The sequence below is a fragment of the Paenibacillus sp. KN14-4R genome, from assembly GCF_052180255.1.
Lineage (GTDB): Bacteria > Bacillota > Bacilli > Paenibacillales > NBRC-103111 > Paenibacillus_AM.
The window spans coordinates 3,637,901-3,664,307 of record NZ_CP197466.1 but is presented as its reverse complement, the minus strand read 5'-3'; the positions used below and the strand labels follow the sequence as shown (position 1 = coordinate 3,664,307).

Below are 26,407 nucleotides of genomic sequence, written 5' to 3'. Positions count from 1 at the left end.
AGAGCTTAATGATACAACTTAGAAAATACAATTTTTCAATGATACTTGTATTACTTGTTACCTTATATATTGCTGTTCAATTGGTACATTCACAGTTGCAATCATTATATATCGGGGTAGATGTGAATCAGAACCAAAGCGGTCAATGGACAGTTAGCACGGTTGACCCGTTGGCTTGGGGTAGTAAAAACGGTGTTCAATTAGGAGATGTTTTAAATCAAGTCAATGGGCAGAAACCATCACTTCATTATCCTCTGAAGTATAATTCGCTAGAGCAGGTTAATAGTTTTGAAGTCATTCGTAATGGGGAACATATTATGTTTGCTGTTCCTGAGGGAACACGTTCTCCGATTACAATTGATCAAACGATCTTACCTGCAACTTTATTTATTATATTGTTTCTTTTTTCTATCATTTTATATTACAAAAAACAAAATGATCATGCATCAAAGATGCTAATATTATTTTTCCTTTCGATTGCGTTAGCCTATTTGTCAGCTGGAGCAGCAACAAGAAGGATAATATATGCACAAATGATCATCGGAATTTGCCTGAGTCAATCTCCTATATTTTTCCTGCATTTTTTATATAGTTACTTTAAGGAATATGGGATTCAGATGTTGAAATCGCGCTGGTTAGTTATTTTGTATAGCATCAACGGTTTCATATTTGGAATAACATTGCTAGTAAATTATACGGCTATTGATATTGGACTTTCCGCTGTTATTCTTAGTCGAGTGCCATTAGTATCCTTTTCTATCGGTAATATCATTGCAATTTACATATTGATATCACGATATGTGAAATATCACGGAACGATTTATCGACCGCTATTTAAGTATTTAGTTGTCGGTAATGCTGTTTCGTTTTTCCCTTTCATTGTTTTATATGCACTACCGATGATGATATTTGGAATTGAAGTGATTCCAGCCAATCTAGCAGCTATGTGTCTGCTATTTTTGCCAGTTGTATATGTATATTTAATTGTCTCGAATCGCTTGCTTGATATTGATTTTATTATCGGGCGGCTAAGATATTACAGCTTCTTGGCTGTGATTCCAGCGATGTTAATCGTCATTGGGGTTAAGTTTGTACAAACGCAAAACAACAATGTTCCACTACAATGGGTACAATCATTTATTCTCGTCTACTTGGGCATTATCATGCTGCTGTATTTTAAAGAATCATTAGATTTTAAATTAACTGGTTTCCTGTTTAAAGAAAAACGTAATTTTCAAGCTAGTTTGAATCAATTCTCGCAGCAGATTTCTAAAATTATGCGAGCCTCAGATTTAGAAGAAAGACTGATTAAAGAAGTACTGCATGTCATGCCAACAAAGTCTGTAGCTATTTTTGAGCAAAATAGGCAAGACAAAACGCTTACTTTGCGCCGAGTTGTAGGCAGTGCACCTAGTCAACAAATCATGGAAGAATTAATAAAAGAACCGCATCATAATGAAGTTGGTGAAGTGATTCGAGTAAGTACTGGAATATGCTGCATCATCGGTAGAAGACAAGATTCGAATTACATGATGTGGATGGATGGCAAGGAAAACCGGATGGGCTATAACGTTGATGAAATGTTATGGATGAAGACGGTATCGAATTATGTCAGCATTGTTTATGAGAATTTAGAGTTAATTGAAGGTATTATTTCTAATATTGAAACCGACAACAATAACAAAGCGCCTTCTTGGATCGTACGACTCTTGTTCCGTTTATCGGAGCAGGAACGAAGACGACTTGCTTCGGATTTACATGACTCTGCTCTGCAGGATCAATTGCTGTGGTATCGTAAGTTCGAGGCGCTGCTTGATGAGTCGGAGACACCACCAGAAATGCGTGAACGAATGGTTGAAATTAAAGAAGGATTGCTAGATGTAATTCATCAGATTCGAGAAACTTGTAATGAATTAAGACCCCCTTTCTTGAAAGAAATAGGGGTTGTTGAAGCGGTAGATAATTTATGTAGTTATGCCCAGCTTAATGCCAACTATGTGGTTGATTTTGATCACAAAGATTTTAATTTAGAGTTAGACGATGAATATGTGCTGATTTTATACCGTATTACTCAAGAATTATTAAGAAATACGATGAAGCATGCTAGAGCGACGAAAGTAGAACTTCAATTACATCATGATGATGAGACAATTACTTATATTTATCGAGATAATGGAATAGGGATGGATCTAAGTCAACTTCAATCTTCTTTTAAACACATGGGACTATCTGGCGTTCGTGAACGAATTGCTGGGTTGGAGGGAACAACATCGTTCCATTCCTCTTTTGGTGAGGGGTTTGAAGTTCGAGTGAGTTTACCTTATCAAAGTAATTTATCGTCAATCGAAAGTAATATTGGATAGGGGGGCTTTTCATGATTAATATTTTATTGGTAGATGATCATCCATCTGTAGGTGAAGGTACGAAGAATATGATCGAAAAAGAACAAGATCTTAAAGTTTCAGTCGTGTTCTCTGGGATGGAAGCCCTTGAAATTATAAAAGAACAGAAATTTGATATTATGCTTTTTGATTTGAATATGCCTGTTATTAGCGGGCTTGAGTTGACTAAGCGTGTGATGGCGATCGATTCAGATACAATCGTACTTATTTATACAGGTTTTGATATTTCTTCGCATTTCAATATTCTTGTGGAATCTGGAGTTTCGGGCTTTATCTCCAAAGCGGCGTCCCGTGAGCAGCTTGTTATGGGTATTCGTTGTGCATTACGTGGGGATGCGATAATTCCATCTGTCCTGTTGAAGCAGCTGAGAAGAAATGAAGTCAGATTGACGCGGGCGGAAGGTCCCAAGCTTGAGGAAGTATCAATTAACGAGAAAGAACAAGCAATTTTGCAAGAAGTGGCACGTGGCAAGAGTAATAAGGAGATTGCAGCAAACTTATATTCCAGTCAGCGTACAGTAGAGTATAATTTGACCCGTATTTTTGAAAAGTTAGGCGTGAGATCCAGATCCGAGGCGATTATGGAAGGAAGACGTCTGGGATTAATTCACGAAAAAGAATTTGCACTTTAATACTGGCTTAAGGAAGAACCTAGTTGATTTATTCTGCTAGGTTTTTTTTATACCATTTTTTAAGATTAGCTATGTTAGATGAGTTGCGGTGATGTGGTACTGACTTTGCGGTTTATTGCGGTAATGGATGTTTTTGCCTTACGGTCACCGCAATAAAATGTCGTGATTAAAAGCCTTGTTTTCGGTGAAAAGGGGAGTCAGATGAATTACGATGTAGATAAGGGAAAAAGAACAGGATAAGAAGATGTGAGGGGGCTTTGAATAATGATAAATGGCAAAACGAGAGAATGGTTAACACTGCACATTTTTTGCCACCAACATGATCAACAAGAAGCATTACTTAATCAAGCGTTATTTCCAGCTATTGAGGAATTGAAGGATCAAGGTCATTGTAACGAGTGGTTCTATATTCGTTATTGGGAAGGAGGTCCGCATACGCGCATGCGTTTTCTAAACGCGAGCCCAGAGGTGGAGACAACGATTCGTAAAGTTGCGAATCAATTCATGAGAGAAATGTTTCCACCCAAAGACCCGAAGAAAGCGCCTTGGAATGAGCAAACAGAAATTATCACATTGCCTTATGAGCCGGAATACATGCGTTATGGTGGTAAGCTTGCGATGGATATTAGTGAAAAGTTATTCCATCAGTCGAGTGAAATGACCGTACATGTGCTGCGTGAGACTGTAGGCAATTTTGAAAAACGTATTATTATGGCTTTTGATTTAATGGTCATTACCGCCCTTTGTATGGCAGTGGAGCCTGAACGCATAAGTGAATATTTTGGACAATATGCTCTCTTCTGGGGTGAATTTATTGAATCCAAAGATGAACTTGAAAAGCGAAAAAATTTAGCGCTTCAACATAAAGAAACGCTGGAGTCCAGAATTCATACGTTGATTACACTTGCTGAGGAGCCTTCTAAATCATCTTTTTATCAAAAATGGGTAGGACAATTATATGATGCACGGAGCAGCCTAGAAGAGCTAGCTAGACAAGGGAATCTGCTGGACCCGCATCTTGGAGAAACATTCGTTGATCGGAAAATGTTTATTAAGACGATTTCATCCATTGCGTTCTCACATATACACATGACAAATAACCGTTTGGGAATTATACCAGGATATGAATATTACTTGGGAACCATGATTCAATCGCTTGCAAAGGAAGGTCGTTATGCCCAAGCTCAGTAAGCAAGATATATCATGGTCAAGAAAATATAGATGGATAGGTAAGAAGCTGATCTAGTGAAATGACTGGATCAGCTTATTTTTTGTATAATTGGAAGGACTTTAGCCTAGTCTTTACTTTGAATAACGAGCAGATGCCCTGATTTGATATCAATAATGCCGGTTTGTTCTAACAGCACATTAGAAATTCCTAAGCTTTGTCCGATCTGAAGTGTCGCATTGTTTAAGGGGTACTGAAATCCAGTTAACGTAATGCCGGTAACCTCCATGGATAAGGGTAAGAGCGAAATGTGAGTATAAGGTCCTTTGGTGATAAGTGTCTGCTCTCTAATAAGCCTAATCTCATTATGAGCATCGATCATTACACAAGAAATGCCGCTAGCAAGGGCTGGGTATAAGAGGTGGATATTGGCTAATGAATGATCGAGCCTTGAGCCGAGGGTGCCAAGCATAGCAATCGATTGCGGCTGTTGTTCCAGTGCCCATCGGAGTGCAAGCTCGGTATCGGTGTAATCTTTATCAATGGGATCGCAATCCATGAATTGTTTACTGTTCTGGCGTATTTGTTCTAGTTCATCTACAGTGACGGAATCGAAGTCACCAAGTGAGAGATCAGGTTGAAGCCCATTTTGGATGAGGAACCATGCACCGCGATCTGCACCTACGAGAATATCGTCAGAATGGATTTGTCGGAGCACCCAAGGACCTAGCTGCCCGCCGCTCACGATAACGATGCGTTTATCTTGTTTCATGTTTTATTCTCCTAACATGGATGTTTCGTTTCAAGTAACACTATATCATAAGTTAGCAAAACAAAACCGAGTTCATGATGAACTCGGTTTTGTTCAACCTTACTACTTATCGCCGCGATCCACGTGCTTCCGGAGTGATGTGTTATCTTTGCCCGTGTGATCAATCTCGCCTTCTTGCATGGAGAAGCCCTTCAGTTCCCAAGTTGTTTCTCCCAGAACGAGATCAGCAGGAAATTCGTCCCCTCTTTTTAGTGCAACTTCATGACCATCCTCATCTGCATATATGCCATCCGTTGATACTTTTTCATGAGACATTGGGTCCATTTGCTTAGAATTTGACATACCTAAATCCTCCCTAGCACCTATTTCTGAACAACTTTAATTAATATTTCCGATACTTGAAAGTATTATGAGAAGGGTATTGCCTGATGGGTGTGGAAAATGTATGATGTTGCAACTTTATGTCGAAGCGAGGGTAATATGAAGATTTTTACAAAAATTTCATTTATTATTTTATTTCTTTCCTTACTCGCATTGGATATCGGTTTAAACATCGCACCATTTACCTATACAGATACAGAACCTGTCCCTCTTCAGGACTGGGCCTATCGATGGGAGGAAGCGATAAAGGAAGGAAATGGTAAGCCGGCATGGTTCACCAGTACAAAGGTACCCAATGATAATTGGAACCCAATTGTTGAACCAAAAAACCCAGAAGATCGCAATAGCCAAAATGAATTGTGGCTTAGGACAAAACTACCAGATGCCGCATGGCGGGATGCCAGTCTATCGATTCAAATATACGAGCATTATGAGCTGTATACGTCAAAAGGGAAGTTGTATTCGTATGGAACAATGGATCCGAAAAAACGATTGGAATACCCAGGAACACCTCTACGGATCGTTACACTACCAACCGAGGTAATGGGCGAGGATTTATATATTCGGGTGTTTTCAGCTTCTGATAATATCGGAATTATTGGTACAGCTATGGTGGGCTCAAGGGCGGATTTTCTACTTTATACATTTCGTCAGGATGTAGATAAGTTGGCACTTGGTTCTTTCTATATTCTTTCAGCTGTTGTTTTCTTGTATGCCTATGTTCATTTTCGCAAGCAAAAGTTGTTTTTCTCGTTTACCTTTTTCTCCTTATTTTTCGGGATCTACTCTCTTTGTCGGACTACGATAGCGAATCTCTTGTATGATGCGCCGTTACTATGGACGTACTTGGAATTAATTTCGCTGTACTTAGGAATCGCTGGTGTCACGATGTTAGTTGAGCAAATTTTTATCACTAGATCGATTCGATTTATTCGATTTTTATGGCAAGCACATCTGGTATTTGCAGGGTTTTCGTTGATACTTATTGTGTGTCGGTTGACCACCATTCCCCAAGCATTATTTATTTATCAGATTATCATTATACTGACTATGATGCTCTTGTTGCATCGCATTTTTTTGGAGGCGAAGCAGGGGACACAAGGAGCAAAATCTTTGCTGATTGGCGGTCTTGTTGTTTGTGTAACAGGAACATTAGATATTTTACAAAATGTATGGAAGTGGATGGACATGTTACCGCCACTAACGACTTTCGGGCTTTTTGTATTTATATGTGTACTGCTGATTCAATTAATTAAGCGCCTGATGGAATTGATGTTTTTTGCACAAAGTTCAGAAAGACTAACTATCGTATCCCAACTTGCTGCAGGTGTAGCACATGAGATTCGCAATCCAATTGCGGTTATATCCGGATTTGTGCAGCTCATGCAGAAGAAACCAGATCAGACACAATACTTGGATTTAATCTCGACAGAAGTGAAAAGAATCAATGATATAGTAAGTGATTTTTTGTTTTTTGCAAAACCTATACATACTCAAATGGTTGAAAGTCATGTGCCAGAAATTATGGAACGTACATTAGATTTATTTCGTGAGGATATGAGGGAGAAGGGAATTGAGTTAAAGACCATCTTAGATAAAAGAGTCTCAAAAAACTTTTGTGAGCCGAATCAGCTAAAGCAAGTTTTTATGAATGTGATTAAGAATGCAATGGAATCAATGCCAAGTGGGGGCTTATTAACAATCATCATGAAAATGAGTAAAGGATCCTTGCGGATTTTCATTATTGATCAAGGTGTGGGCATCGCCCCAGAAGAGATGCGGCGGGTCGGAGAACCTTTTTTTACTACAAAAGAAACGGGTACTGGGCTGGGGCTCATGGTCTGTGCCAAAATTATTGAATACCATGGCGGAAAATTGGAAATTCGTAGTAAACTAAATAAAGGGACAACAGTTGAAATCGTACTTCCTATAGAGAATCCCATAAGTTAAAACGGTGGATGAAGGAAGTGGATAGGTTGATGGAATCTCCTTTGATCAGTATCGTCATACCGACGTTTAATCGTCATCGTGTGTTAGGTGAGCTTGTGGAATCAATAGTCAGACAACGCTACACACCGCTCGAAGTGATTATTGTTAATGATGGTGGGGGTTCTGTTGAACAGGTCAGAAGTTTATACCCAGAGTTGGATATTCAGATTGTGGACATGGAACAGAATGTACAGCATGTGCATGCGAGAAACATAGGAGTGCGGCGCGCGCAAGGTGAATATATCATGTTATGTGATGATGATGATTTGCTGACAGATGGTCATGTTCAGCGGATGCGGGATGCCCTTATGGAAGGTTATGATCTGGCTTATTCAGATGTTGAGATTGTTCATTATGTACAGGGTGACAATGGACGCGTGCCCGTATCACGGCAATTGTTTGCGTATGATGATGATTTAGTGGCAATGCGCAAGTTTTCAACGTTTGTTCCGTCGGGGTGCTTGTATCGTAAAGACATTCATCAAACCATTGGTGAATTTGACGAAGAGGTATTCCATTACTGGGATTGGGATTTTTTCTTGCGGGTAGCCAATCAGTACCGAATAACACGGGTACCTGTTGCAAGTGTGCTTTACGCGTTTCACCAAGGAGGCGACAACCTATCCGACAATTTGGATCATATGCGCCCGTATTTGGATTTGCTCACAGTAAAACATGATCTCGGTAATTTGCCTACAAAGAATTTCTTTCTTTTATTAGAAGAGCCTGCTGTAAAAAGTCGTAAAGTCCCATCCACTCTTGTCTGGGACGGTGTGCCTTACAAATCGCGGCTATATCAAATGGAGGGGTGAAGCAAATGCTTATTCTTGGGTTTGGTGACAGCATTACTTCAGGTGTTTATTTACCAGTGGAAGACACGTATTTGTACAAGCTGGGACAGCGATTCGGTTGTGGGACCTATAATGCAGGGGTACCGGGCAATAACACAACGCAAGGCCTTGCACGGATACAGACAGATGTTATTGTTAGAGAGCCAGATCTTACGATTATTGAGTTCGGGATGAATGATCATTATGCAACCGCTCTGAATACTCATCTCGTGGACAAGATTACGTTTAGGCACAATCTAAGACAGATGGTAAGTCAATTATGTGAGATTGATTGCACACCGATTCTATGTACGATCTCTCCGATTATTACGGGGGACGCCACTCAATATTATTATAATCGACATCCAGAGGCCTGGTATCAGCATCCGTTGGGAGCGCAAGCATGGCTTGATGAATACAGTGAGATCATACGAGAGACGGCTGTAGAATTAAATGTACCATTGGCAGACATTGCGAGGAAGTGGGCAGAATACTTAGCAGCAGGAGGTACACTGACAGGCCCTGAAGGTGTGCTACGAAATTTAGATAATGCAGGTGTAGATGACGGTGTACATCCGACAGCAAAGGGACACGACTTGTACGCAGATTGTATTATAGAGCAAATAACAATTATATCGTAGAAAAATGCTAATCATCGCTGAGGCGATGATTTTTTTGTTGACAAATACCATAATTCCGATAAAATAAGTTGGTATAATCAAATGGTAAATTTTGATGGATATAAAGGGGAGATCAAGATGATCCGGATACGTAACGTGAATAAGACATTCATACAACGCGATGGCCGTCCGTTTACGGCGATAGACAATGTATCGCTTGATATTGCAAAGGGAGAGTTCGTATCGCTGCTGGGTCCATCTGGATGCGGGAAATCGACGATCTTAAATCTGGTTGCAGGTCTGGAACCCCACGAGGACGGTCTAATTGAAGTGGGTGGGAGTCGAGTAACGGGACCAGGTTCAGATCGAGTTGTCGTATTTCAAGAGCATGCTCTCTTTCCTTGGCTAACTGTTCAAGATAACGTCGCATTCGGTTTGAAACAAAAAGGCATTGCGAAGAAGGAACGTAACGAGATCGCACTTGAGCATATGCGCACCGTTCACTTAAGTAAGTTTGCGGATCGGTATCCGCATGAACTTTCAGGTGGGATGAAGCAGCGGGCGGCAATTGCCAGAGCGCTTGCCATGGATCCGGATATTTTGCTCATGGATGAGCCGTTTGCGTCATTGGATGAGCAGACAAGAATTATTTTGCATAAAGAGTTAGAACAAATTTGGCTGCAAACACAGAAGACAATATTGTTCATTACACATAACATTCGCGAAGCCGTGATATTATCGGATCGTGTTGTGGTCATGTCAACAAGACCTGGGAAGATCAAGAAGGAATTTGCAGTGCAGGCGGCAAGACCGCGGAGTCAGAAGGATACTGTCCTCCATCATGTGGAGAATGCGATTCTGGAGACGTTACGAGACGAACTGGAAAAAGTCGTTAGGGAGGAAACAGGCGATGAATATAGCATTAAGACGGGGGATATTTCTGATCGTACTTCTGATAGCGTGGGAGGCGGCATATAGGTTGATCGGATGGGAAAGTTGGAAGTTCCCATCGTTATTTCAGACCTTTGAGGCGTTCTATCTTGGATTTACAGAAGGACAAATGTTGGAGGCAACTATAGCCTCTGTACGGCGGTTGATCATTGCTTTTGCCATCTCAATCTCGGTAGGAACGTTGCTTGGGTTTTTGTTTGCGAGGTATCGCTTCTTAGATGATACGCTTGGCTTTCTTGTTGTAGCCTTGCAGACGGTTCCGAGTATTGCTTGGCTCCCTTTTGCGATGATCTGGTTCGGGTTTAATGATGTTTCGGTTATTTTCATTACAGCGCTTGGTGCGACTTGGACAATGGCACTCTCCGCGCGTACAGGGATAAAGAATATCCCACCTCTTTATATAAAGGCAGCACAGACGATGGGTACAGGCAATGGGTTCAAGATGTTCTATCAAATTTATGTACCGGCGGCATTTCCGCATTTAATGAATGGTGTTCGTGTGGCATGGGCATTTGCGTGGCGGGCACTTGTGGCGGGTGAACTGATAGCAAAGGGCGTTGGTCTGGGTCAATTACTGCAAGATGGTAAGGGACTTGGAGATACAGCCTTAATGTTATGCATTGTTATCATTATTGCGGTTATCGGTACGATTTCCGATCATTTTTGCTTCAAACGCTTGGAAGATAAGCTGCTCGTACGTTACGGACTTTCATCCGTGTCTAATAAATAAAGAAAAAGGGGAGATTACTATGAAAAAAATATCCATGCTGTTTGCCATCTTGTTCGTACTTACTGCGCTGATCAGTGGATGTGGGAAAGAAACGGCTTCAGAGCCTGCCAAGGCAACTCCAAAGACTGCTGTAAGCAAAGAACCCGTGACTGTAAAGCTTGGTATTTTTAAAAATGTGACCCACGCTGCGGGTTATGTGGCTTTAGAAAACGGCTATTTTCAAAAGAATTTTGGAGATAACGTGAAAATCGAGGTCACGTCTTTTGATAACGGATCTGAGTTCTCCACGGCCCTTGCAACAGGAGCAATTGATCTTGGATTTGTAGGACCAGGTCCATCTACGAATCAATATGTAAAAAGTAAAAACTTCAAGGTGATCTCCGGTTCTAACAATGGTGGTGCAGTTCTCGCAGTAGGGAAAGAATCTGGGATCAACACGGTGAAAGATTTGGTTGGTAAAGTAGTTGCCATTCCGACAAAAGGAAGCACGAATGAGATTTCCCTTCGTCTACTCTTGAAACAAGAAGGACTTAAAGTCACGACAGACATATCGGGTGTTCAGATTATTGCGCGTGCACCTGCTGAGACACTCGTTGCTTTACGTCAAAAAGAAGTTGATGCAACACTCATTCCAGAGCCTTGGGGTACACAAATTGAGGAGCAGGGTGTAGGTAAGGTATTGGTAGGCTGGGATAAGATTCCACCCAATAACGGCAATTATCCCTTAACGATCCTTGTAGCTTCGGATAAGTTCCTTGCAGAGCACCGTGACTTAGCCAAGGGAGCTGTAAAAGCGAATAACGAAGCGATTCAGTTTATTAAAACGAACGAAGAGAAATCATATGAGCTTATTAACAATCAATTGAAAAAACTTAGTGGTAAAGGGATGGACAACAAGCTGATTAAAGCAGCTTTAGCCCATTTGAACTTGACGACTGACGTTTCACGTCCAGCTTTAGAGGAAATGGCGAAAGTGTCCATTGAAGCGGGCTATATTAAGGAACTAAAGGTAGAACAACTGGATTTGAGCAAATTCATTGATCTATCCATTCTGGAAGAAGTCAAAGCTGGCAAATAAGTATAGAATCAATAAAAAAACCTGTGACCATTGGGCTCACAGGTTTTTTATTATGTCATTCATGAACGCTTGGTTAATTTGCTCCAGCTGCTTTGCTTTCTGTATTGGTATGACTGTTTTTCCCTTTTGAACTGATGAGCTTTGGATGGGTGCGTTCTTCATGTGAAACTGGCTGCATCATACAAGAACCATGGAAGAGTCCACCATCCTCGATGATGATCGATCGGACGTTGGCGTTACCTGTTAGTTCCCCTGCGTTCATAATTATGAGTTTTTCTTTGGCGATGATATCTCCTTTGACCTTACCCGCAATAATGATGGCACGTGCTTGAATGTTAGCATGGACGACTCCTTTTTCACCGATGGTTACATCATTCGTACAGTCAATTTCACCTTGAATGTTCCCTTCGATGCGAATGGCCATTTCAGATATCATCTTTCCCTCAAAAATCATATTCTCACCAATAATCGTATCAGGTGAGCCCACCGAATAATGGTTTTTTTTCCTCAGCATTCCTTATTCCTCCTTTCTCGATGAAACGAGATATGGGGTAGGATCGATTTTTTTTCCATTGCGTATGACTTCGTAATGCAGATGAGTACCTGTAGAACGGCCCGTTGATCCGACAAGTCCGATAAGCTTACCTTTCGTGACTTTATCACCTAATTTTACAAGTGCTTTGTTCAAGTGCATGTACTGTGTCTGAATGCCAAGAGAATGGTCGATAAGGATGTAATTACCGAAGTCCGGGTGCTTGCCAACATCAATGACAGTACCTTCAGCGGCTGCGTATACGTTGTCGTTTAGCTTACCATCAATATCGAGCCCTGTGTGCATCGATGGCTTTTCTGTGAAGGGGTCTAGACGAATACCGAAACTTGAAGTGATCCGGCGTGCATCAATCGGCCATATCGTGGGTGTAACATTACGGATATGCTGTGCCTTGACCAACTTTTGCTCGGAATCCGTTAATGTGGTCAGCAATTCATTGATGTCGCTGACTAGCCCGGATAAGTCATTCTTGGTGACGGAAGCTAGCTTGACCAGTTCTTCACCGTCAAACGGTTCATCTGAACCGCCTACATTCTCTTTATAAGCAGATGCAGGGCTAAGTTCCGAGGGGGTTCTGGAGATAGTTGAATTGGATATAGAAGGATCAGACATGAGTGTGATTACATGCTTGAGCTTCTTAATTTCCTCCAGCTTGCTTTTGAATTGATTGGCTTGCTGGGAGAGGGTGACCAAATCAATTTGCAGCTTTTCAAGTTCACTTGATTTCGTAGCAATTTGGTCGTTTAATAGGCGCGCTTCTTGCAGATGAGATTCATTGAGGGTTTCCTTGGTGTGGGCAAACGAATTGTCCATCAAATAGAGTGTAAGGAAAAATCCGATTAAAGCGAGAACAATGACTGTTGGGACAATGATGAGCATACTTTGCGGCAATTTGAACTTAACGACGCGGCGGTTGGCGCTTGGGATGAACATTAGGGTAAATTCTTTCTTACCCAGAATGAACTTCATTTAAGCTCCTTTCCCTCCAGAAAAACAACCCCTGCTTCAAAGTGTATTCTATAGACCATCGTTCCATGACATCGTTCTCGGTTTTACGGAGTTTTCCAACGGTTTTAGATGGAGATTTGTTCTTTTTTTCTGAATGTATAGCACTTACGGCAGACAGGTAAGTAAGCTTCATTCCCACCGATCTGAATTTGATTTCCGTGGAAAATAGGTTTGCCACCTTCCGTACGCATGTTCATCGTGGCTTTGCTGTCACAATACCAGCAAACGGTTTTTATTTCTTCGATTTTATCTGCAAGCGCAAGTAATTGATAACTGCCCTCGAAAAGTTCACCTAAGAAATCGGCACGCAAACCATAAGCGATAACCGGTATATTTAACTCATCAACGATGAGTACGAATTGATTGACTTGTTCCTTTGTCAAAAATTGAGCTTCATCCACAATAATGCAATTGGGCTTTTCTTCTTGTACAATGGCCCGAATATCTATAAGATCATCGACAACAATGGCTTGCTTTTGCATACCAATTCGTGAAGCAACTGTCCCAACTCCGCTGCGATCATCAACAGAAGGAGTGAACAGGAGTACTTTTTTTCCTTGTTCCTCATAATTATGTGCAGTTCGAAGTACTTCGATAGATTTGCCGCTATTCATGGTGCCATATCTGAAATATAGTTTAGCCAAGAGTTCGCCTTCTCTCAAAATAAATTTACAACGTGATCTATCATAGCATGGATTTGACCAATTTTCTCCCTTCTCCCCTAAAGCACAATCACTGCTTGAACAGATCTCATATTCTATGAAGTGACAGGAGGAATCCCAATCTAGCACAAAAAGACGGAGTTGATGTAAATTGGTAAAAGGGGCAGTAGATCTTTTTGTTTTCCCACAGTGGACAGAAGATACAATGTCATTGACGTTGGGAAATCCCGCAAAAGGAGCGCTTAGTGCGATTCCTGATCGGAGTAGTATAACGCTGCAGCATGGTAATCTGAATCGGATCCTCCAGGTGGAGGTTGAACAATCGACAGGAGAATATTTTTACCATTCATTAGGCATTTCTCCTATTGTTTCAAAACAACTCAAGCTAAAATCCGGCTATCGATACGCACTTGATTATGATGAAACCCAGAAAATGATAAAAATAAAAAGAACTCCTTCAAGTAAAGGAGTGTTCTTGTTTCGAGAACGCATTCTGAGGTATAGGGGAAAAGTGAGGCCAATTCTATTCGGATACAACGCTGCTGGAGAGCTTGGCTTACCTGACGGCGGGAACGTCGTCCTGCAGAGCCAGAAGGGGACTGTCAGCCCGTGCCTTAAGATTGGAATTTCACCAGCTTTAGATGATAGTGGAGTATTTATCATGAATGTAGAGTGGGCGAGGAGATTTGGACTTGTCCATGGTCAACGATACTCACTGGAATATAATCAGATCACGAAGATGCTGAATATTAACCCTATACCAGTGCGTTAGCTTGTAAGTATTCATTTATCTTAATAGGGATATCTTTTAAGGCATCGACTTTGAAAAAGGCTCCTTTAGGTGTGCTTGTATTTTCTACGATATTGTATGCCCATTCAATCTCAGGGATCATTTGAATGGCGTGGATACCATTATCTAGAGCAGGCATAACGTCCGTACGGACGGAGTTGCCGATCATCCATGTGTGTGAGCGATCAAAGCCTTGCGTCTCCAGAATATAACGGAGGAATTCCGTATTTTTGTGTAAGGTAATGAAGATACGATCTTCAAAGTATTTGCGAATGTTCGTATCGTCCACTTTACGCATTTGGATGGAAGCATCACCGCCGGTGTACAAACAAAGAGTGTGACCGGCTTCATGCAGAGTCTGAAGTGTCTTATGCATATCAGGGTAAGGCTCAATTGGAAATGAGTAGGCGCTGAACCCCAGTTTAACTAAGAAATCGATTTCTTGCTGATCCGGCTCGCAACCAAATTGTTCACAATAATGGTGGTAAGTCTCAGTCAATGAGTCGGGAAATTTTTCCGGTAAAAATCCATGTTTTGCTGTGCCTGCCAAGTCAATTTCGATTTGTCTTTCTAAAATTTCCTCAGACGTTAATCCATGTCCGTTAAAATAAGTTAACATTTCGTCTGCAAATTGCTCCAGGACGACATTAAAGTATCGGTTGCAATGGACAAGTGTATCGTCCAAGTCGAATAAAATAATTTGTTTCGTATTTTGGTCGCTCATCTCGAAAGCTCCTATCTATTCATATGGTCAATTGATTTCTATGTATCTTTTTGTTGTAGCATATTTCATAGCATCCGAGCAACTAGTGCAAACTATATCACCTAAGCTTTTGGAGGTGTATAGAGATGCTTTGGTGTGTTATTTTTCTTTCGCTTTTTATTATACAACTGGCAACCATCCTGCTTGGACAATATCGTCATCCGTCCAAAGTGGTTGCTTGGATGGTGATCCTGTTTGTTTTCCCACCATTGGGTGCCTTTATGTATTATTTTTTAGCTAAAGATTATCATCATCGTAAAAAAATAAGTCGGATATCGCATAAAATCCGCGCGATGGGGCTTGGGGAGCAGAATCAGCCGGTAGAAGAATCGGTACAAGTACTTGCGGAATGCTTAAGGGACTATCCGAAGTATCTGCAATATGCGGCTTCTATGCCTGTTGTCGTAGCATCAAAAGGCAATCAGGTTCGCGTGCTCACGAATGCTGAAGAAACGTATGAAGCGCTGCTGACAGAAATTGCAAAAGCGAAGCAGCACATTCATTTTCAATTTTACATTATTAAAGATGATCAATCCGGTCAGCGTTTTTTGCATGCCTTGATTAATAAAGCCAAAGAAGGTGTCAAGGTACGCGTATTGTATGACGGACTGGGGTCGTATGAGCTCTCATCTTCCTATATAAAACAGCTAAAAGAAAATGGAATCGAAGTTTATTCCTTCTTGCCGGTTATCGTCTCTTTTTTTGATAAGCGCCTCAACTATCGGAACCATCGTAAAACGGTCGTTATTGATGGAAAGGTTGGATTTACTGGTGGGATTAACATTGGCGATGAGTATTTGGGAAGTGATCCGAGGCTGGGATTTTGGCGGGATACGCATCTAATGGTTAAAGGTGCCGGGGTGAGGTATATGCAGTCTGTTTTTCTTGAAGATTGGTTATTTGCAAGTGGAAAGAAGCTTGAAGCTGTTGATTATATGGAAAATGAAGAGTATGACTCAGGATCGGTTGTACAAATGATCGCATCGGGTCCAGATCGAGCAGGTAAAAGCATTTACCAATCCTATTATGGCGGTATATTTGCTGCGGAAAAGCGGATTTACATCGAAACTCCCTACTTTATACCAGATCTAGCCTTAACTGTTGCGTTGAAAGCAGCTGCGCAAGCCGGCATAGATGTCAAAATTATCATTCCAGAGGTTTCGGATAGCAAACTTGTGCAATATGCATCACTTTCTTATATAGAGGATATGTTGGAGGCAGGAATTCACGTTTATCAGTATCAAAAAGGTTTCATGCATGCCAAGGTGATGATTATCGACGATATGATAGGTATGGTCGGAACGGCGAATCTGGACATGCGCAGCTTGTTCAGCAATTTTGAACTGAATGCAGTCATGTATGATAGTGAGACGATTGCCCGTTTGGAAGTTGATTTTGTACAGGATATGGCAGATAGTTATGAGCTGTCGCTGGAAGTCTTCAAGCAACGTTCCAAATGGGAAAAATGCAAAGAAAATATCGCGCGAACGATTTCCCCGCTACTTTAAGCGCGTCGCTTATGTTTCTACCGTACCAAATGGGTTAATATGGTGTCCAAATCTTGCGGGGGTACTTGTTGAATCAAGTCTCCATGCGTGCGTACACGTTCGCCGATTGTGAGTAGATTGAAATCCCGTATTTGACAGTTCTGGTCAACTTCCTTCCAAGTAAGGGGCGTCGAGACTGTCGCATATTTTTTTGCCCGCGGCGTATAAGGAGCAGATAATGTCTTACCAATCCAATGTTGTAGATAATCGACATAAATGCGCTTCTCGCGATGTTTTTTCAACCGTTCTATGGTAAAAAGATTGGGGTATTGCTCTGCTGCATATTTGGCAATAAAATGACCAATTGTTCGTAATTGATTGAACGTATAGCCCGGCTTAATCGGAATGTAGATTTGTACCCCTGTTGCGCCCGAAGTCTTGGGAACAGAGGCAATATTCAAGGATTGAAGGATGCGGCCTACGTAGGAGGCAGCTTCCATGATACGCGGCTCGTCTTCTAGCGAAGGATCTAGATCGATAATCCATTCGGCAGGTGCTTGCGTTCCAATATGATGGAAGGAAGGATGAAACTCTAGACAAGCCAAATTGCCAAGCCACAATAGTGTTGGGATTGCGTTCATATTGACATATTTAATGTCATGTAGGCTTGCTGTTTCGACAAAATCAGGAAGGGGTTCGGGGGCATTTTTCTGGTAAAAGCTTTTACCCGCAATTCCATGTGGAAATCGGATGGTCGTTAAGTAGCGATCGCGGCAGTAGGGAAGTAAATAGGGGGCAAGTTCCAGGAGTTTTTGCATGTAAATAAGCTTGGTAATGCCTGCCTCAGGCCACAGCAACTTATTAGGATTGGAGAGCGTTAACGTATGTCCTTCCACTTCGAATGTGCCTGTTTCTACAGCCATTGGTCCTGCCTCCGATTATTCGTATGTACACACACATTTGTATTCATTATTTAAGCTGATTAACTGTACATTCGGATTTATCAACATTTACTATGGCTTGAATACTCGGATGTCTCATGGTTCCCCTTGGAGTGAATTCTAAGAATTCTACTTTCACCAAAAGTTCGGGCTTTATCCACACTGCATCCTTATGACGTTCAGGTTCATTAACAAAAGGAATTTTGTCTATAACTAATTCTTTTGCTAAGTTAGTAATTCCTATCCAATCCTTTTGTTTTAATTTACCAGTTCCCGCATGACCAATATATATAAATCGTTCCTCATCGAATAAACCAAGCAATAATGAATTTACAACTTGGCCTCTAAAAGTTACCCCACCCACTACAGCAAAAAGATCAATCATGATTTTTTGTTTTCTCCATCGTCCATCTTTTGCATTTGTGCTGTAGGTACTGGTAAGGTCTTTATAAATCACACCTTCCATTTGGTGTGTTTCCATAAGGTTAAACAGTATTTGTCCATCACTAAAATTCTTTACAATCTGAACATTATTTCTCGGAACAATGATGTTCTCGAGTAGTTTTTGACGGTGCTCTAGGCTTTTATTTATTACCCAATTTCCGTTATATAATAAAATATCAAAGATCATATATGTAACTGGGATTTTGTTAATAGACAATTTTATTTTCTGAGTTTGTTTTAAACTATCACGTTTCATAATTTCATAAAATGAAGGTTTGTTAGTGTCGAATGCGATTATTTCCCCATCCAAAATAACGGATTGCGCCTTACAAAATGCTTCAGTATCCAGTAATTCGGGATACTGAAGTGTTCTCTCATGCATTTTACGATTAAACAAACGAGTATTATTTCCATCAAAATAATGTAACATTCTTACGCCATCCCATTTAATTTGGGCAATCCATTTGTCTCCAACAGGAGAGATATTTGAGCTGATTGGTTCAAATGGAATAATCGGTTTAAGATCCATGACCAGCCTCACTATATATTTTTACTTTAAGTGTCCCCATAATTTTTCTTTTTTACAATTGAATGAACAGTGATACGGTGAACTTTATCATAAGTAAAGGCAAGTTTTTTGCGGAATTCCTTGCGGCGTATGGGGTTGATATGTGAGTAGGCTACGCGCTAAGGAAATGCGAATCACGTTCGATTAGCCCCTAGCTTTGCTTGCTGAGGCATGGGTTTGAATCTGAGATACAATGCATGACCGAGGAGGAGGCCCCCGATGGCGTAGACGATGGACAGGTAGATTCCGCTATTACTCGTCGCAAGATAAGAGGGGATGAAGACGTTTATGGCAACTTTTACAATGACAAGCACAACGATGACGCCGATAATCCATAGTCTCTTCTTGCCCGGTGTGATGAGCCCGAGTCTTTGTCTGGCGACTGCCCAGCGTTGAACGAGACCCGCAATAATCCCTAGGACGATTCCTGACAGCAACAATAACCACTCGCGCATTCCGATCCCGTCCAATAGCAGACCCCACGAGATCCCAATCAGGATCAAGATGATACCGACCACAAATGTTTTATTCAACCTCACCAACTCCTTTACTTAATGGTAATGGATAAAGCGGTTCAAACCTTGCGTGCAGCCATTTGAAATATAGTAACGAGCTCTTTAGCATAAGCGTCCAGGTCAAGATCAAGGCTCACTGCTAACTGAAAGCTGAGTCCATCAATGGCCGATCGGATCGTGGCCGCCAAGACACGAGCGGAGAAATCGGTAAATTCCCGGAAATCCCCTTCCATAGTGCCCCGGTGCAACATCTTCACAAGCACATTGATTGTCGCATCAGTATCGATGCTCCTGAAATGGCGAGGCTTTCCCTCCTCGTCCCTTGCATGAAATATAATCTCCGTTACGGCAATAACATGCTTCCGATGCGATTTCATGAACAACACATTCTTCTCGATATATGTGTTAATCCAACCCAATGCTGTCGTCTGCGCCGCAAGATAAGGTGTCATGAATGTAGAGCCGGATTCGTATAAGTCGGACACAATCTGTTCGATCAGATCGTCCTTGCTAGAGAAATGGTAGGAAATCACCCCTTTGCTGATCCCAGCCTCTTTGGCGATTTGTGCCAAAGAGGCTTGTGCATAACCTCTCAAGGAAATAATCTCGATTGCGCACGTCATGATTTGGTTTCGCCTTGCTTCTTCGATGAATGACAACTTTTTTTGGCTGTTCATTTTGGTTTTTTATCCTCCCGATTTAATTTTAGTACTAATGGTTTGATTTTAGTACGGTCGGTCAAAAAAATCAAGAGCACGTATCATCAACCCGAACAACATCGTTAGGGTTATGTCCGGAAGACGCTGTAAGCCACGAGGAACTTTTATTGAGATATGAAATTTATTCTTTGGGGATAAAAAACGAAAGGGGACATCTTGAACAGCTAGGGGCTATTATTGAGGCGGTGTCCAACCAGTCATTCTCAGCATTTATGGATACTCATATTTTCTCTCGTCTTGGCTGCCCTGCTTTCATTCATGGTTGGGCAAACCTTGGGCTTTTCCTTCCAGACGTCGAAATTCTCATTTGGTTATTGGTAAAAGGATAATAATTCTTTATCCTTGACAGGATGAAGGGTTTTATGCGAAGTTACAGGAGTCGAATAGATGAAAAGAGCGCGAAGCGAGAAAAGGGTGAAACACTCTGAAAGCGAATCGGATGGAAGCATTCAGCGATGGCGTGTTGGCGATTATCATTACGATCATGGTGTTGGAATTTAAAGTGCCGGAAGGCCATGATTGGTATGCTCTAATCGAACTTGGCCCGAAAATTCTTAGCTACATCTTCAGTTTCGTATATATTGGCATCTACTGGAATAATCATCATCATCTGCTGCACATGATTCGAACGATGAACGGGGGGTTGATGTGGCTCAACTTGCTGCTTCTCTTCTGGTTATCCCTTGTGCCGTTCACGACAGCTTGGATGGGGGAAAGCCATTTTGCTGCCACTCCAACGGCGCTGTACGGTATTATTCTAATGCTAGCGGCGTTCTCGTACTGGCTGCTTCAACGTGCTATTATTAACCAGCATTCCGGGGATTCCTCAATTGTCGTAGCGATGGGCAAAGACTGGAAAGGGAAATTATCTCCTTTGCTATACATGCTCGCGGTCTTGACAGCGTATGTAAGTCCTTGGATATCCGGCTTCTTTTACGTGCTCGTTGCCGTGATCTGGTTCGTGCCGGATAAGCGAATTGAACATGCCCTAAGAGACCACTAAGAAATGAACTACAAAGGGAGCATAAATAAGTTGAAATCTTGCATCTGGCTTTTGCCTTTGATGCTTTTTTGTCGTTCAGTTGAAACCCCCATTCATCCGTCTGCGGAAGTTCGGAGACGAGAATGGGGGGCATTGGTGGCATTGGTTTCGTCGGCAATTTCATCTAGGAAACCGTTTCTTTTTTCTTTGCTGTTGTTTTTTTAGCAGGCTTACGTTTGCGCGTAGGTGCTTCTACGCCGCCCGTATCTGCAGGTGTCATCGCGGTAGGTGGCTTCATTGCAGCAATGCTTGCTTGTAGAGCAGACATGAGGTCCACAACATTCGTTTGCGGTGCAGTGGGTGCAGCTTGAATTTCTTGACCTGCCACTTTACGTTCAATGGCTTCAACCATGGCAGCGCGGTAATCATCTTGATACTTTTCAGGTTCAAATGGTGTTGTAAGCTGCTCGATTAGCATCTTGGCCATCGTCAATTCTTTGTCATTAACCGTGATTTGTTCAGGTAAATTTGGAACTTGCGAGATGGATCGGATTTCATCTGGGTAGAAAATAGTTTCCATAGCGATACAATTATCGATAACGCGCAGCGCAGCGAGTGAACCTTTGGAACGGATTGAGATTTTGGCAATACCGATCTTACCGGTTTGTTTCATCGATTCAAGCAGCAGATTGTAGGCGTTTGCTCCCGTTTCGGCAGGAGATAAGTAATATGTTTTTTGAAAATAAATGGGATCAATATCCGTCAACTGGACGAAATCCAAAATTTTGATTTCTTTGGATGCTTCACCTGCGAGGTTTGTTAATTCATCTTTTTCGAATAAAACGAATTGACCAGGTTCATACTCATAACCCTTCGTAATTTCAGCCCATTCCACTTCTTTCTCACAGGTCGGACACTTTCGAACGTACGTAAGCGGCGTATTGCATACTTTGTGCAAATAACGCATGGAGATATCTTTATCCTCTGTAGCGGAGAACATCCGTACAGGCACGTGAACAAGACCGAAAGAAATAGCACCTTTCCATACCGTATGCATGTGGCAGCTCCTTTCTGTTGAATCAGACGGATCCATAATTGCAGTATGTAGTATGCGTTAGTATGAGCTGTTGTATGAACGAAAGAGGAATGGGGAACGTTTATAAACAAACCGATTACAGGCAGCATAGGAAGGTGGAACCATCTAATGAGTGATAAACAAGAACATACCCAATCCGCAGATTCACGGCACGAAGGCAGAGATAAATATTTTATGGATGTGGATCGAATGATAAGTGAGGGACTTGGCGGCGGGCTTGTCACGGAGGATAACGGAAAGCTTGAAGATTCCACCACAGACACGATGATGGAGATCGAGACGATTCTGAATTCGCAGCAGAGATAGTAGTTCCGCCGATCTATTCGTGGTAATCTAGGGGTATCTCAATTGAAGGTGGAGCATTATGCAATGAAACAAGTTGTGAAGATTATGGGGATTCCTTTTCCTAAAATAACAATGGACGAGACGCTAGATAAACTTAGCAGGGTGATTGAGCAAAATAATTCAGAGTTGTATCATGTTGTTACGGGTAATCCTGAAATTGTGATGGCATGTCAACATGATAGACAGTTGCGCTCAATTATAGATGAAGCAGGTCTTATTACAGCAGATGGTATTGGGATTGTAATGGTTTCTCAAATCAGAGGCGGAAGTTTACCTGAGCGGGTTACAGGCTGTGACCTGCTATTTAAGCTGCTTGAAGAGGGTAACAAAAAGTCATGGTCTTTTTATTTATTAGGTGCTGATGAGGCAACAAGTAAAAAGTCAGCAGAAGTGATCGCTCAAACTTATCCGAATGTATCGGTTGTCGGGAGACACCATGGTTATTTTAAACCAGAAGAAGATTTAGAGATTGTTAACGAAATTCAATCTTTGGCACCCGACTTTTTAATTGTCGCACTTGGTGCGCCTTATGCAGAACGTTGGATTCACAAGTATAAGGATGATCTGAACGCTAGAGTTGCAATTGGTGTCGGAGGAAGCTTGGATGTCCTGGCTGGAAAAGTGAAGCGGGCCCCCCAACTGTGGCAGAAATTACATATGGAGTGGTTGTACAGGCTCATGAAGCAGCCGTCGAGATGGCGCAGACAATTAATTCTGCCGCGCTTTGCTTGGAAGGCAATCTTTTATAGAGAATCTAATTCATCCAACTAATCGATAAAATAAGTTCAAACGACCTTCTGCAATTAAGCAGAAGGTTATTTTCATTCCAATTTCACTAGCCACTTGTGCGTTTGAGTTGCTACTTCTAAGTCTTGAGGGCTATAATAAGGACAAATCTAAGCGTTTCGTGATGCTTTATTGAAAGGATGGAATAGATCGTGTCCGCGTTTACTTTTATAGCTCAGAGCGAGCAAGATACGGAACGGTTTGCCAAGCATCTTGCAGATCTTACGGTACCAGGGACTGTCATGACATTAGACGGTGATCTTGGAGCGGGTAAGACTCGATTTTCCCAAGGGTTTGCAAGGGGAATTGGGGTGCAAGGGGTGGTGAATTCCCCTACGTTTACGATCATTAAAGAATATGAAGGAAGTCAACTTCCTTTTTATCATATGGATGTGTACCGCATTTCGCTTGAAGAAGCGGATGAGCTGGGGCTTGATGAGTATTTTTATGGAGAAGGCGTAACACTTGTGGAATGGTCGAGTTTAATTGAAGAATTGTTGCCTCCGCAGCGCCTAGAAATTAAGATCGAGCGGATCGGGGAGTCAGAGCGTCAATTCGTCGTTATTCCTCATGGCGATCCTTATACGCAGTGGTGCAGCAATGCGAAAGAGAACGGGTGGTTAACGTAAATGGATAATAACAATCTACAGATAGAGAAGCAGATGAAGGGCTATTTGCTAGCGATGGACACTTCAACGGCGACGATTTCAATTGCTTTGTTACAAGATGGAGTTATGATCGCGGAAGAGGCGGCTGTTGCAGATCGCAATCATTCCAAGCATTTGCTGCCTCTTGTGCAGACGATGTTAGCGAAGCAGGATTTGAAGATCAGAGATTTGTCCGCGATTGGGGTTGGGCAAGGCCCGGGTTCTTACACAGGTGTAAGAATTGGAATTACCGCAGCTAAAACATTCGCATGGGCACAGCAAATTCCGGTGTACGCGATCTCATCCTTAGAGACATTGGCACTTGGCGGGTATAGGCATTATACCGAGTCACAATCAAGTTCAACAGGACTTGTGAGTCTAAATTTTGATACTTCTGGATCAGCATTTGGTTATGGAGCATGTTCGATTGATGGATGTGAACCGATTGAGCCAAGTACGAAATGGATTATCCCGCTCATGAACGCGAGAAGAGGACAAGCTTATACCGCTTTGTATGCCGCAGGTAAAGGTGAATCTTGGTCAACAATGGTACCTGACAAAATCCGCCTGATGTCCGCATGGTGTGAAGAACTTCAAGCGATGCTTAATGTGCAATCGAAGCAAAACGAGTCCAGTAGCCCACAGCCGCAAGAAATCATTTTTGTTGGAGAAACGGAAGGTTTTGAAGAGCAGATTTCAGCCCTTGCAGAAGTATGGAACGGTAAGGTCACAACATGGATGCATCATATGCGTGGACGTGATCTGGGCGAACTGGCTTACAAACGCTGGCATGCAGGCGAACCTTCAGACAATGTCCATACCTTAGTGCCTAATTATACACAAATAACAGAAGCGGAGAATAATCTGCGTAAATCGCAAAAAGAACGAGGTTAAGGAGGAAGTAGCAGTGGAATCACTATCACAATCTGCTTCAATGTGGGACCAACTCGAATTTCGCTCCATGACGCTTGAAGACATCCCTTACGTGCTCGAAATTGAGAAAGAAGCTTTTACATTACCTTGGTCCAAGGATGCTTTTTATAATGAATTGACCAACAACCATTTTGCCCATTATATGATAATGGAAGTGAATGGCACTGTCGGCGGATATGCGGGAATGTGGCTGATCGTGGATGAGGCACATGTGACGAATATTGCACTCAAAGGGATGTTCCGTGGACAAAAGTTAGGCGAACGTCTTCTAACCGAGCTGCAGCGGACAGCTGTTTTCTTAGGGGCACTCCGAATGACGCTTGAGGTACGGGTTTCCAATGAAATCGCACAAAATTTATATAAAAAATTAGGTTTCACAAGTTCCGGAGTCAGACCCGGTTATTATACCGATAATAATGAAGATGCGCTCATTATGTGGGCAGAGCTTCCTAAAGCTACGAAGTGATGGTGAGTAATGAATGAACAATTTAACTAAGCAGCCTGTATATATTTTGGCAATCGAGACAAGCTGTGATGAAACATCGGTTGCTGTTATTGAAAATGGGAAAGTGATACGCTCCAATATCGTATCCTCCCAAATTGAAACCCATCGTAAGTTCGGTGGTGTCGTTCCTGAAATTGCTTCACGTCAGCATGTTGAAGTCATTACACTCGTGATACAAGAGGCACTTGAGGAGGCAGGCGTTCGTCCAGATGAGCTTTCAGCCATTGCGGTGACACAAGGTCCTGGACTCGTTGGTGCGCTGCTTATCGGCGTTATTGCAGCTAAATCACTGGCTTGCGCATTGGAACTGCCACTCATTGGGGTACATCACATCGCGGGTCATATTTATGCGAATCAGCTTGTCCATGAGTTAGCGTATCCAGCAGTTGCTCTTGTTGTGTCGGGTGGACACACCGAGTTAGTTCATTTGCCATCCCCTGGGGAGTTCCACATCATTGGGCAGACGCGAGATGATGCAGCGGGTGAAGCTTATGATAAAGTTGCACGAGCCCTTCAACTGCCATACCCTGGAGGACCGCATATCGATCGGCTTGCACATGAGGCTGATGGTGAGATTGTGATGCCACGTGCGTGGCTGGAAGCCGATTCATACGATTTCTCTTTCTCAGGATTGAAATCAGCTGTGCTGAATACGATTAATCAGATGCAGATGCGTGGGGAGAGTGTTCCTGCCTCTTCTATTGCAAAAGGCTTCCAAGACTCTGTCGTGGATGTATTGGTGGAAAAAGCCGTACGTGCTGCCAAGCAATATGGGGCGCGTCAGCTGCTTCTTGCTGGAGGGGTTGCTGCTAATCGAGGCTTGCGTACCCGCTTAACGGAGCGTTTTGCAGAGATTGGTGTACCGCTTCTTATCCCACCGTTTAATCTGTGTACGGACAATGCCGCGATGATCGGTGCAGCTGCATTTTTAAAATGGGAAAAGCAAGAATTTACACCACTTGATTTCACAGCAGAGCCAATGTTGAAGCTAGAGGCTTGGTAGTTATCTTCCAATACGTTTAAAAGGATAGAAGCAGCTCGAAATATTGATATTCGAGCTGCTTTTTGTAGATAAAAGAAAAGGATTGTCATATAATGGTAGTAAGCTTC

At 42.1% G+C, this 26,407-nt stretch carries 30 protein-coding genes; 19 read left to right on the top strand and 11 right to left on the bottom strand.

Going from position 1 to position 26,407, the window contains the following annotated elements; translation table 11 throughout:
* Positions 1-8: 8 nt before the first annotated feature.
* The 3 genes from ACSBOP_RS18080 (at position 9) to ACSBOP_RS18070 (ending at position 4,225) form a co-directional block, all read left to right on the top strand.
* Complete coding sequence (locus ACSBOP_RS18080; RefSeq protein WP_442601897.1) at positions 9-2,363, top strand: ATP-binding protein; 2,355 nt, start codon at positions 9-11, stop codon at positions 2,361-2,363.
* Between the two features lie 11 nt (positions 2,364-2,374).
* Entirely contained in the window at positions 2,375-3,034 is a 660-nt protein-coding gene (locus ACSBOP_RS18075) for a response regulator transcription factor (RefSeq protein WP_442601896.1), read from the top strand.
* A 264-nt stretch (positions 3,035-3,298) separates the two neighbouring features.
* Positions 3,299-4,225, top strand: coding sequence for a thiopeptide-type bacteriocin biosynthesis protein (locus ACSBOP_RS18070; protein ID WP_442601895.1), 927 nt, complete (start codon positions 3,299-3,301; stop codon positions 4,223-4,225).
* A 104-nt stretch (positions 4,226-4,329) separates the two neighbouring features.
* On the opposite strand, the gene ACSBOP_RS18065 is transcribed toward ACSBOP_RS18070, so the two are convergent.
* Both ACSBOP_RS18065 and ACSBOP_RS18060 read right to left on the bottom strand, forming a co-directional pair.
* Positions 4,330-4,974, bottom strand: a complete 645-nt coding sequence (locus tag ACSBOP_RS18065; RefSeq protein ID WP_442601894.1) for a thiamine diphosphokinase — start codon at positions 4,972-4,974, stop codon at positions 4,330-4,332.
* A gap of 102 nt (positions 4,975-5,076) precedes the next feature.
* On the bottom strand, positions 5,077-5,316 hold the full coding sequence (locus tag ACSBOP_RS18060; RefSeq protein ID WP_442601893.1) for a hypothetical protein: 240 nt from the start codon (positions 5,314-5,316) through the stop codon (positions 5,077-5,079).
* 138 nt (positions 5,317-5,454) lie between these two features.
* Between ACSBOP_RS18060 and ACSBOP_RS18055 the strand changes: the two genes are divergently transcribed.
* The 6 genes from ACSBOP_RS18055 to ACSBOP_RS18030 all read left to right on the top strand — a co-directional run bounded on the left by ACSBOP_RS18055 (position 5,455) and on the right by ACSBOP_RS18030 (position 11,553).
* Positions 5,455-7,305 (top strand): ATP-binding protein, encoded by a 1,851-nt coding sequence (locus tag ACSBOP_RS18055; RefSeq protein ID WP_442601892.1) that lies wholly within the window; start codon positions 5,455-5,457, stop codon positions 7,303-7,305.
* Between the two features lie 29 nt (positions 7,306-7,334).
* Complete coding sequence (locus ACSBOP_RS18050) at positions 7,335-8,156, top strand: glycosyltransferase family 2 protein (RefSeq protein ID WP_442604524.1); 822 nt, start codon at positions 7,335-7,337, stop codon at positions 8,154-8,156.
* A 5-nt stretch (positions 8,157-8,161) separates the two neighbouring features.
* Positions 8,162-8,815 carry an SGNH/GDSL hydrolase family protein gene (locus ACSBOP_RS18045; protein WP_442601891.1) on the top strand — a complete coding sequence of 218 codons (654 nt, stop codon included), beginning with the start codon at positions 8,162-8,164 and terminating at the stop codon, positions 8,813-8,815.
* A gap of 117 nt (positions 8,816-8,932) precedes the next feature.
* Positions 8,933-9,772 carry an ABC transporter ATP-binding protein gene (locus tag ACSBOP_RS18040; protein ID WP_442601890.1) on the top strand — a complete coding sequence of 280 codons (840 nt, stop codon included), beginning with the start codon at positions 8,933-8,935 and terminating at the stop codon, positions 9,770-9,772.
* Positions 9,705-10,475, top strand: coding sequence for an ABC transporter permease (locus ACSBOP_RS18035; RefSeq protein ID WP_442601889.1), 771 nt, complete (start codon positions 9,705-9,707; stop codon positions 10,473-10,475). The genes ACSBOP_RS18040 and ACSBOP_RS18035 overlap by 68 nt, the downstream gene beginning before the upstream one ends.
* A gap of 19 nt (positions 10,476-10,494) precedes the next feature.
* A complete protein-coding gene (locus tag ACSBOP_RS18030; RefSeq protein ID WP_442601888.1) occupies positions 10,495-11,553 on the top strand; it encodes an ABC transporter substrate-binding protein in 1,059 nt (352 codons plus the stop codon).
* Positions 11,554-11,626: 73 nt separating this feature from the next.
* Here ACSBOP_RS18030 and ACSBOP_RS18025 read toward each other — a convergent pair whose 3' ends face one another.
* The 3 genes from ACSBOP_RS18025 to ACSBOP_RS18015 form a co-directional block, all read right to left on the bottom strand.
* Positions 11,627-12,067, bottom strand: coding sequence for a bactofilin family protein (locus tag ACSBOP_RS18025; RefSeq protein ID WP_442601887.1), 441 nt, complete (start codon positions 12,065-12,067; stop codon positions 11,627-11,629).
* A 3-nt stretch (positions 12,068-12,070) separates the two neighbouring features.
* The gene (locus ACSBOP_RS18020; RefSeq protein ID WP_442601886.1) at positions 12,071-13,075 is read right to left on the bottom strand and encodes a M23 family metallopeptidase; all 1,005 of its coding nucleotides are present in this window, start codon (positions 13,073-13,075) and stop codon (positions 12,071-12,073) included.
* 104 nt (positions 13,076-13,179) lie between these two features.
* Positions 13,180-13,758: a thymidine kinase gene (locus ACSBOP_RS18015; RefSeq protein ID WP_442601885.1), complete on the bottom strand. Its 579-nt coding sequence runs from the start codon at positions 13,756-13,758 to the stop codon at positions 13,180-13,182.
* A 169-nt stretch (positions 13,759-13,927) separates the two neighbouring features.
* On the opposite strand from ACSBOP_RS18015, the gene ACSBOP_RS18010 reads away from it, so the two are divergent.
* Entirely contained in the window at positions 13,928-14,548 is a 621-nt protein-coding gene (locus ACSBOP_RS18010; protein WP_442601884.1) for a hypothetical protein, read from the top strand.
* Here ACSBOP_RS18010 and ACSBOP_RS18005 read toward each other — a convergent pair.
* Positions 14,532-15,290: an HAD family hydrolase gene (locus ACSBOP_RS18005; RefSeq protein ID WP_442601883.1), complete on the bottom strand. Its 759-nt coding sequence runs from the start codon at positions 15,288-15,290 to the stop codon at positions 14,532-14,534. The two genes, ACSBOP_RS18010 and ACSBOP_RS18005, sit on opposite strands and share 17 nt — an antisense overlap.
* A 125-nt stretch (positions 15,291-15,415) precedes the next feature.
* Between ACSBOP_RS18005 and cls the strand changes: the two genes are divergently transcribed.
* Complete coding sequence (gene cls, locus ACSBOP_RS18000; protein WP_442601882.1) at positions 15,416-16,837, top strand: cardiolipin synthase; 1,422 nt, start codon at positions 15,416-15,418, stop codon at positions 16,835-16,837.
* 17 nt (positions 16,838-16,854) lie between these two features.
* On the opposite strand, the gene ligD is transcribed toward cls, so the two are convergent.
* The 4 genes from ligD to ACSBOP_RS17980 all read right to left on the bottom strand — a co-directional run bounded on the left by ligD (position 16,855) and on the right by ACSBOP_RS17980 (position 19,961).
* Positions 16,855-17,739 carry a non-homologous end-joining DNA ligase gene (ligD, locus tag ACSBOP_RS17995; protein WP_442601881.1) on the bottom strand — a complete coding sequence of 295 codons (885 nt, stop codon included), beginning with the start codon at positions 17,737-17,739 and terminating at the stop codon, positions 16,855-16,857.
* A 46-nt stretch (positions 17,740-17,785) separates the two neighbouring features.
* Complete coding sequence (locus ACSBOP_RS17990) at positions 17,786-18,730, bottom strand: ATP-dependent DNA ligase (protein ID WP_442601880.1); 945 nt, start codon at positions 18,728-18,730, stop codon at positions 17,786-17,788.
* 173 nt (positions 18,731-18,903) lie between these two features.
* Complete coding sequence (locus ACSBOP_RS17985; protein ID WP_442601879.1) at positions 18,904-19,308, bottom strand: hypothetical protein; 405 nt, start codon at positions 19,306-19,308, stop codon at positions 18,904-18,906.
* Positions 19,309-19,343: 35 nt separating this feature from the next.
* Positions 19,344-19,961 carry a TetR/AcrR family transcriptional regulator gene (locus ACSBOP_RS17980; protein WP_442601878.1) on the bottom strand — a complete coding sequence of 206 codons (618 nt, stop codon included), beginning with the start codon at positions 19,959-19,961 and terminating at the stop codon, positions 19,344-19,346.
* A 149-nt stretch (positions 19,962-20,110) separates the two neighbouring features.
* Between ACSBOP_RS17980 and ACSBOP_RS17975 the strand changes: the two genes are divergently transcribed.
* On the top strand, positions 20,111-20,332 hold the full coding sequence (locus tag ACSBOP_RS17975) for a hypothetical protein (RefSeq protein WP_442601877.1): 222 nt from the start codon (positions 20,111-20,113) through the stop codon (positions 20,330-20,332).
* 95 nt (positions 20,333-20,427) lie between these two features.
* A complete protein-coding gene (locus ACSBOP_RS17970) occupies positions 20,428-21,006 on the top strand; it encodes a TMEM175 family protein (RefSeq protein ID WP_442604523.1) in 579 nt (192 codons plus the stop codon).
* A gap of 163 nt (positions 21,007-21,169) precedes the next feature.
* Here ACSBOP_RS17970 and ku read toward each other — a convergent pair whose 3' ends face one another.
* A complete protein-coding gene (gene ku / locus ACSBOP_RS17965; protein WP_442601876.1) occupies positions 21,170-22,042 on the bottom strand; it encodes a non-homologous end joining protein Ku in 873 nt (290 codons plus the stop codon).
* Between the two features lie 147 nt (positions 22,043-22,189).
* On the opposite strand from ku, the gene ACSBOP_RS17960 reads away from it, so the two are divergent.
* From ACSBOP_RS17960 to tsaD, 6 genes are all read left to right on the top strand, one after another.
* Positions 22,190-22,387 carry a hypothetical protein gene (locus ACSBOP_RS17960; protein ID WP_442601875.1) on the top strand — a complete coding sequence of 66 codons (198 nt, stop codon included), beginning with the start codon at positions 22,190-22,192 and terminating at the stop codon, positions 22,385-22,387.
* 63 nt (positions 22,388-22,450) lie between these two features.
* Positions 22,451-23,197 (top strand): WecB/TagA/CpsF family glycosyltransferase, encoded by a 747-nt coding sequence (locus ACSBOP_RS17955; protein ID WP_442601874.1) that lies wholly within the window; start codon positions 22,451-22,453, stop codon positions 23,195-23,197.
* Between the two features lie 167 nt (positions 23,198-23,364).
* Positions 23,365-23,841, top strand: a complete 477-nt coding sequence (gene tsaE, locus ACSBOP_RS17950) for a tRNA (adenosine(37)-N6)-threonylcarbamoyltransferase complex ATPase subunit type 1 TsaE (protein WP_442601873.1) — start codon at positions 23,365-23,367, stop codon at positions 23,839-23,841.
* On the top strand, positions 23,842-24,753 hold the full coding sequence (gene tsaB, locus ACSBOP_RS17945) for a tRNA (adenosine(37)-N6)-threonylcarbamoyltransferase complex dimerization subunit type 1 TsaB (RefSeq protein ID WP_442601872.1): 912 nt from the start codon (positions 23,842-23,844) through the stop codon (positions 24,751-24,753).
* A 40-nt stretch (positions 24,754-24,793) separates the two neighbouring features.
* The gene (gene rimI, locus ACSBOP_RS17940) at positions 24,794-25,258 is read left to right on the top strand and encodes a ribosomal protein S18-alanine N-acetyltransferase (RefSeq protein ID WP_442604522.1); all 465 of its coding nucleotides are present in this window, start codon (positions 24,794-24,796) and stop codon (positions 25,256-25,258) included.
* 13 nt (positions 25,259-25,271) lie between these two features.
* On the top strand, positions 25,272-26,300 hold the full coding sequence (tsaD, locus tag ACSBOP_RS17935) for a tRNA (adenosine(37)-N6)-threonylcarbamoyltransferase complex transferase subunit TsaD (RefSeq protein WP_442601871.1): 1,029 nt from the start codon (positions 25,272-25,274) through the stop codon (positions 26,298-26,300).
* Positions 26,301-26,407: the final 107 nt, after the last annotated feature.

Coding starts and splice junctions, on each gene's coding strand:
- ACSBOP_RS18020 (WP_442601886.1), bottom strand. CDS start 13,075: ATGAAGTTCATTCTGGGTAAGAAAGAATTTACCCTAATGTTCATCCCA.
- ligD (WP_442601881.1), bottom strand. CDS start 17,739: ATGGCTGTAGAAACAGGCACATTCGAAGTGGAAGGACATACGTTAACG.
- ACSBOP_RS18070 (WP_442601895.1), top strand. CDS start 3,299: ATGATAAATGGCAAAACGAGAGAATGGTTAACACTGCACATTTTTTGC.
- ACSBOP_RS17980 (WP_442601878.1), bottom strand. CDS start 19,961: ATGAACAGCCAAAAAAAGTTGTCATTCATCGAAGAAGCAAGGCGAAAC.
- ACSBOP_RS18035 (WP_442601889.1), top strand. CDS start 9,705: ATGAATATAGCATTAAGACGGGGGATATTTCTGATCGTACTTCTGATA.
- ACSBOP_RS18050 (WP_442604524.1), top strand. CDS start 7,335: ATGGAATCTCCTTTGATCAGTATCGTCATACCGACGTTTAATCGTCAT.
- ACSBOP_RS18045 (WP_442601891.1), top strand. CDS start 8,162: ATGCTTATTCTTGGGTTTGGTGACAGCATTACTTCAGGTGTTTATTTA.
- ACSBOP_RS18060 (WP_442601893.1), bottom strand. CDS start 5,316: ATGTCAAATTCTAAGCAAATGGACCCAATGTCTCATGAAAAAGTATCA.
- ACSBOP_RS17990 (WP_442601880.1), bottom strand. CDS start 18,730: ATGGATCTTAAACCGATTATTCCATTTGAACCAATCAGCTCAAATATC.
- ACSBOP_RS18040 (WP_442601890.1), top strand. CDS start 8,933: ATGATCCGGATACGTAACGTGAATAAGACATTCATACAACGCGATGGC.
- tsaB (WP_442601872.1), top strand. CDS start 23,842: ATGGATAATAACAATCTACAGATAGAGAAGCAGATGAAGGGCTATTTG.
- ACSBOP_RS18005 (WP_442601883.1), bottom strand. CDS start 15,290: ATGAGCGACCAAAATACGAAACAAATTATTTTATTCGACTTGGACGAT.
- ACSBOP_RS18065 (WP_442601894.1), bottom strand. CDS start 4,974: ATGAAACAAGATAAACGCATCGTTATCGTGAGCGGCGGGCAGCTAGGT.
- ACSBOP_RS17955 (WP_442601874.1), top strand. CDS start 22,451: ATGAAACAAGTTGTGAAGATTATGGGGATTCCTTTTCCTAAAATAACA.
- ACSBOP_RS18075 (WP_442601896.1), top strand. CDS start 2,375: ATGATTAATATTTTATTGGTAGATGATCATCCATCTGTAGGTGAAGGT.
- ACSBOP_RS18055 (WP_442601892.1), top strand. CDS start 5,455: ATGAAGATTTTTACAAAAATTTCATTTATTATTTTATTTCTTTCCTTA.
- ACSBOP_RS18025 (WP_442601887.1), bottom strand. CDS start 12,067: ATGCTGAGGAAAAAAAACCATTATTCGGTGGGCTCACCTGATACGATT.
- ACSBOP_RS18080 (WP_442601897.1), top strand. CDS start 9: ATGATACAACTTAGAAAATACAATTTTTCAATGATACTTGTATTACTT.
- rimI (WP_442604522.1), top strand. CDS start 24,794: ATGTGGGACCAACTCGAATTTCGCTCCATGACGCTTGAAGACATCCCT.
- ACSBOP_RS17960 (WP_442601875.1), top strand. CDS start 22,190: ATGAGTGATAAACAAGAACATACCCAATCCGCAGATTCACGGCACGAA.
- cls (WP_442601882.1), top strand. CDS start 15,416: ATGCTTTGGTGTGTTATTTTTCTTTCGCTTTTTATTATACAACTGGCA.
- tsaD (WP_442601871.1), top strand. CDS start 25,272: ATGAACAATTTAACTAAGCAGCCTGTATATATTTTGGCAATCGAGACA.
- ku (WP_442601876.1), bottom strand. CDS start 22,042: ATGCATACGGTATGGAAAGGTGCTATTTCTTTCGGTCTTGTTCACGTG.
- ACSBOP_RS18030 (WP_442601888.1), top strand. CDS start 10,495: ATGAAAAAAATATCCATGCTGTTTGCCATCTTGTTCGTACTTACTGCG.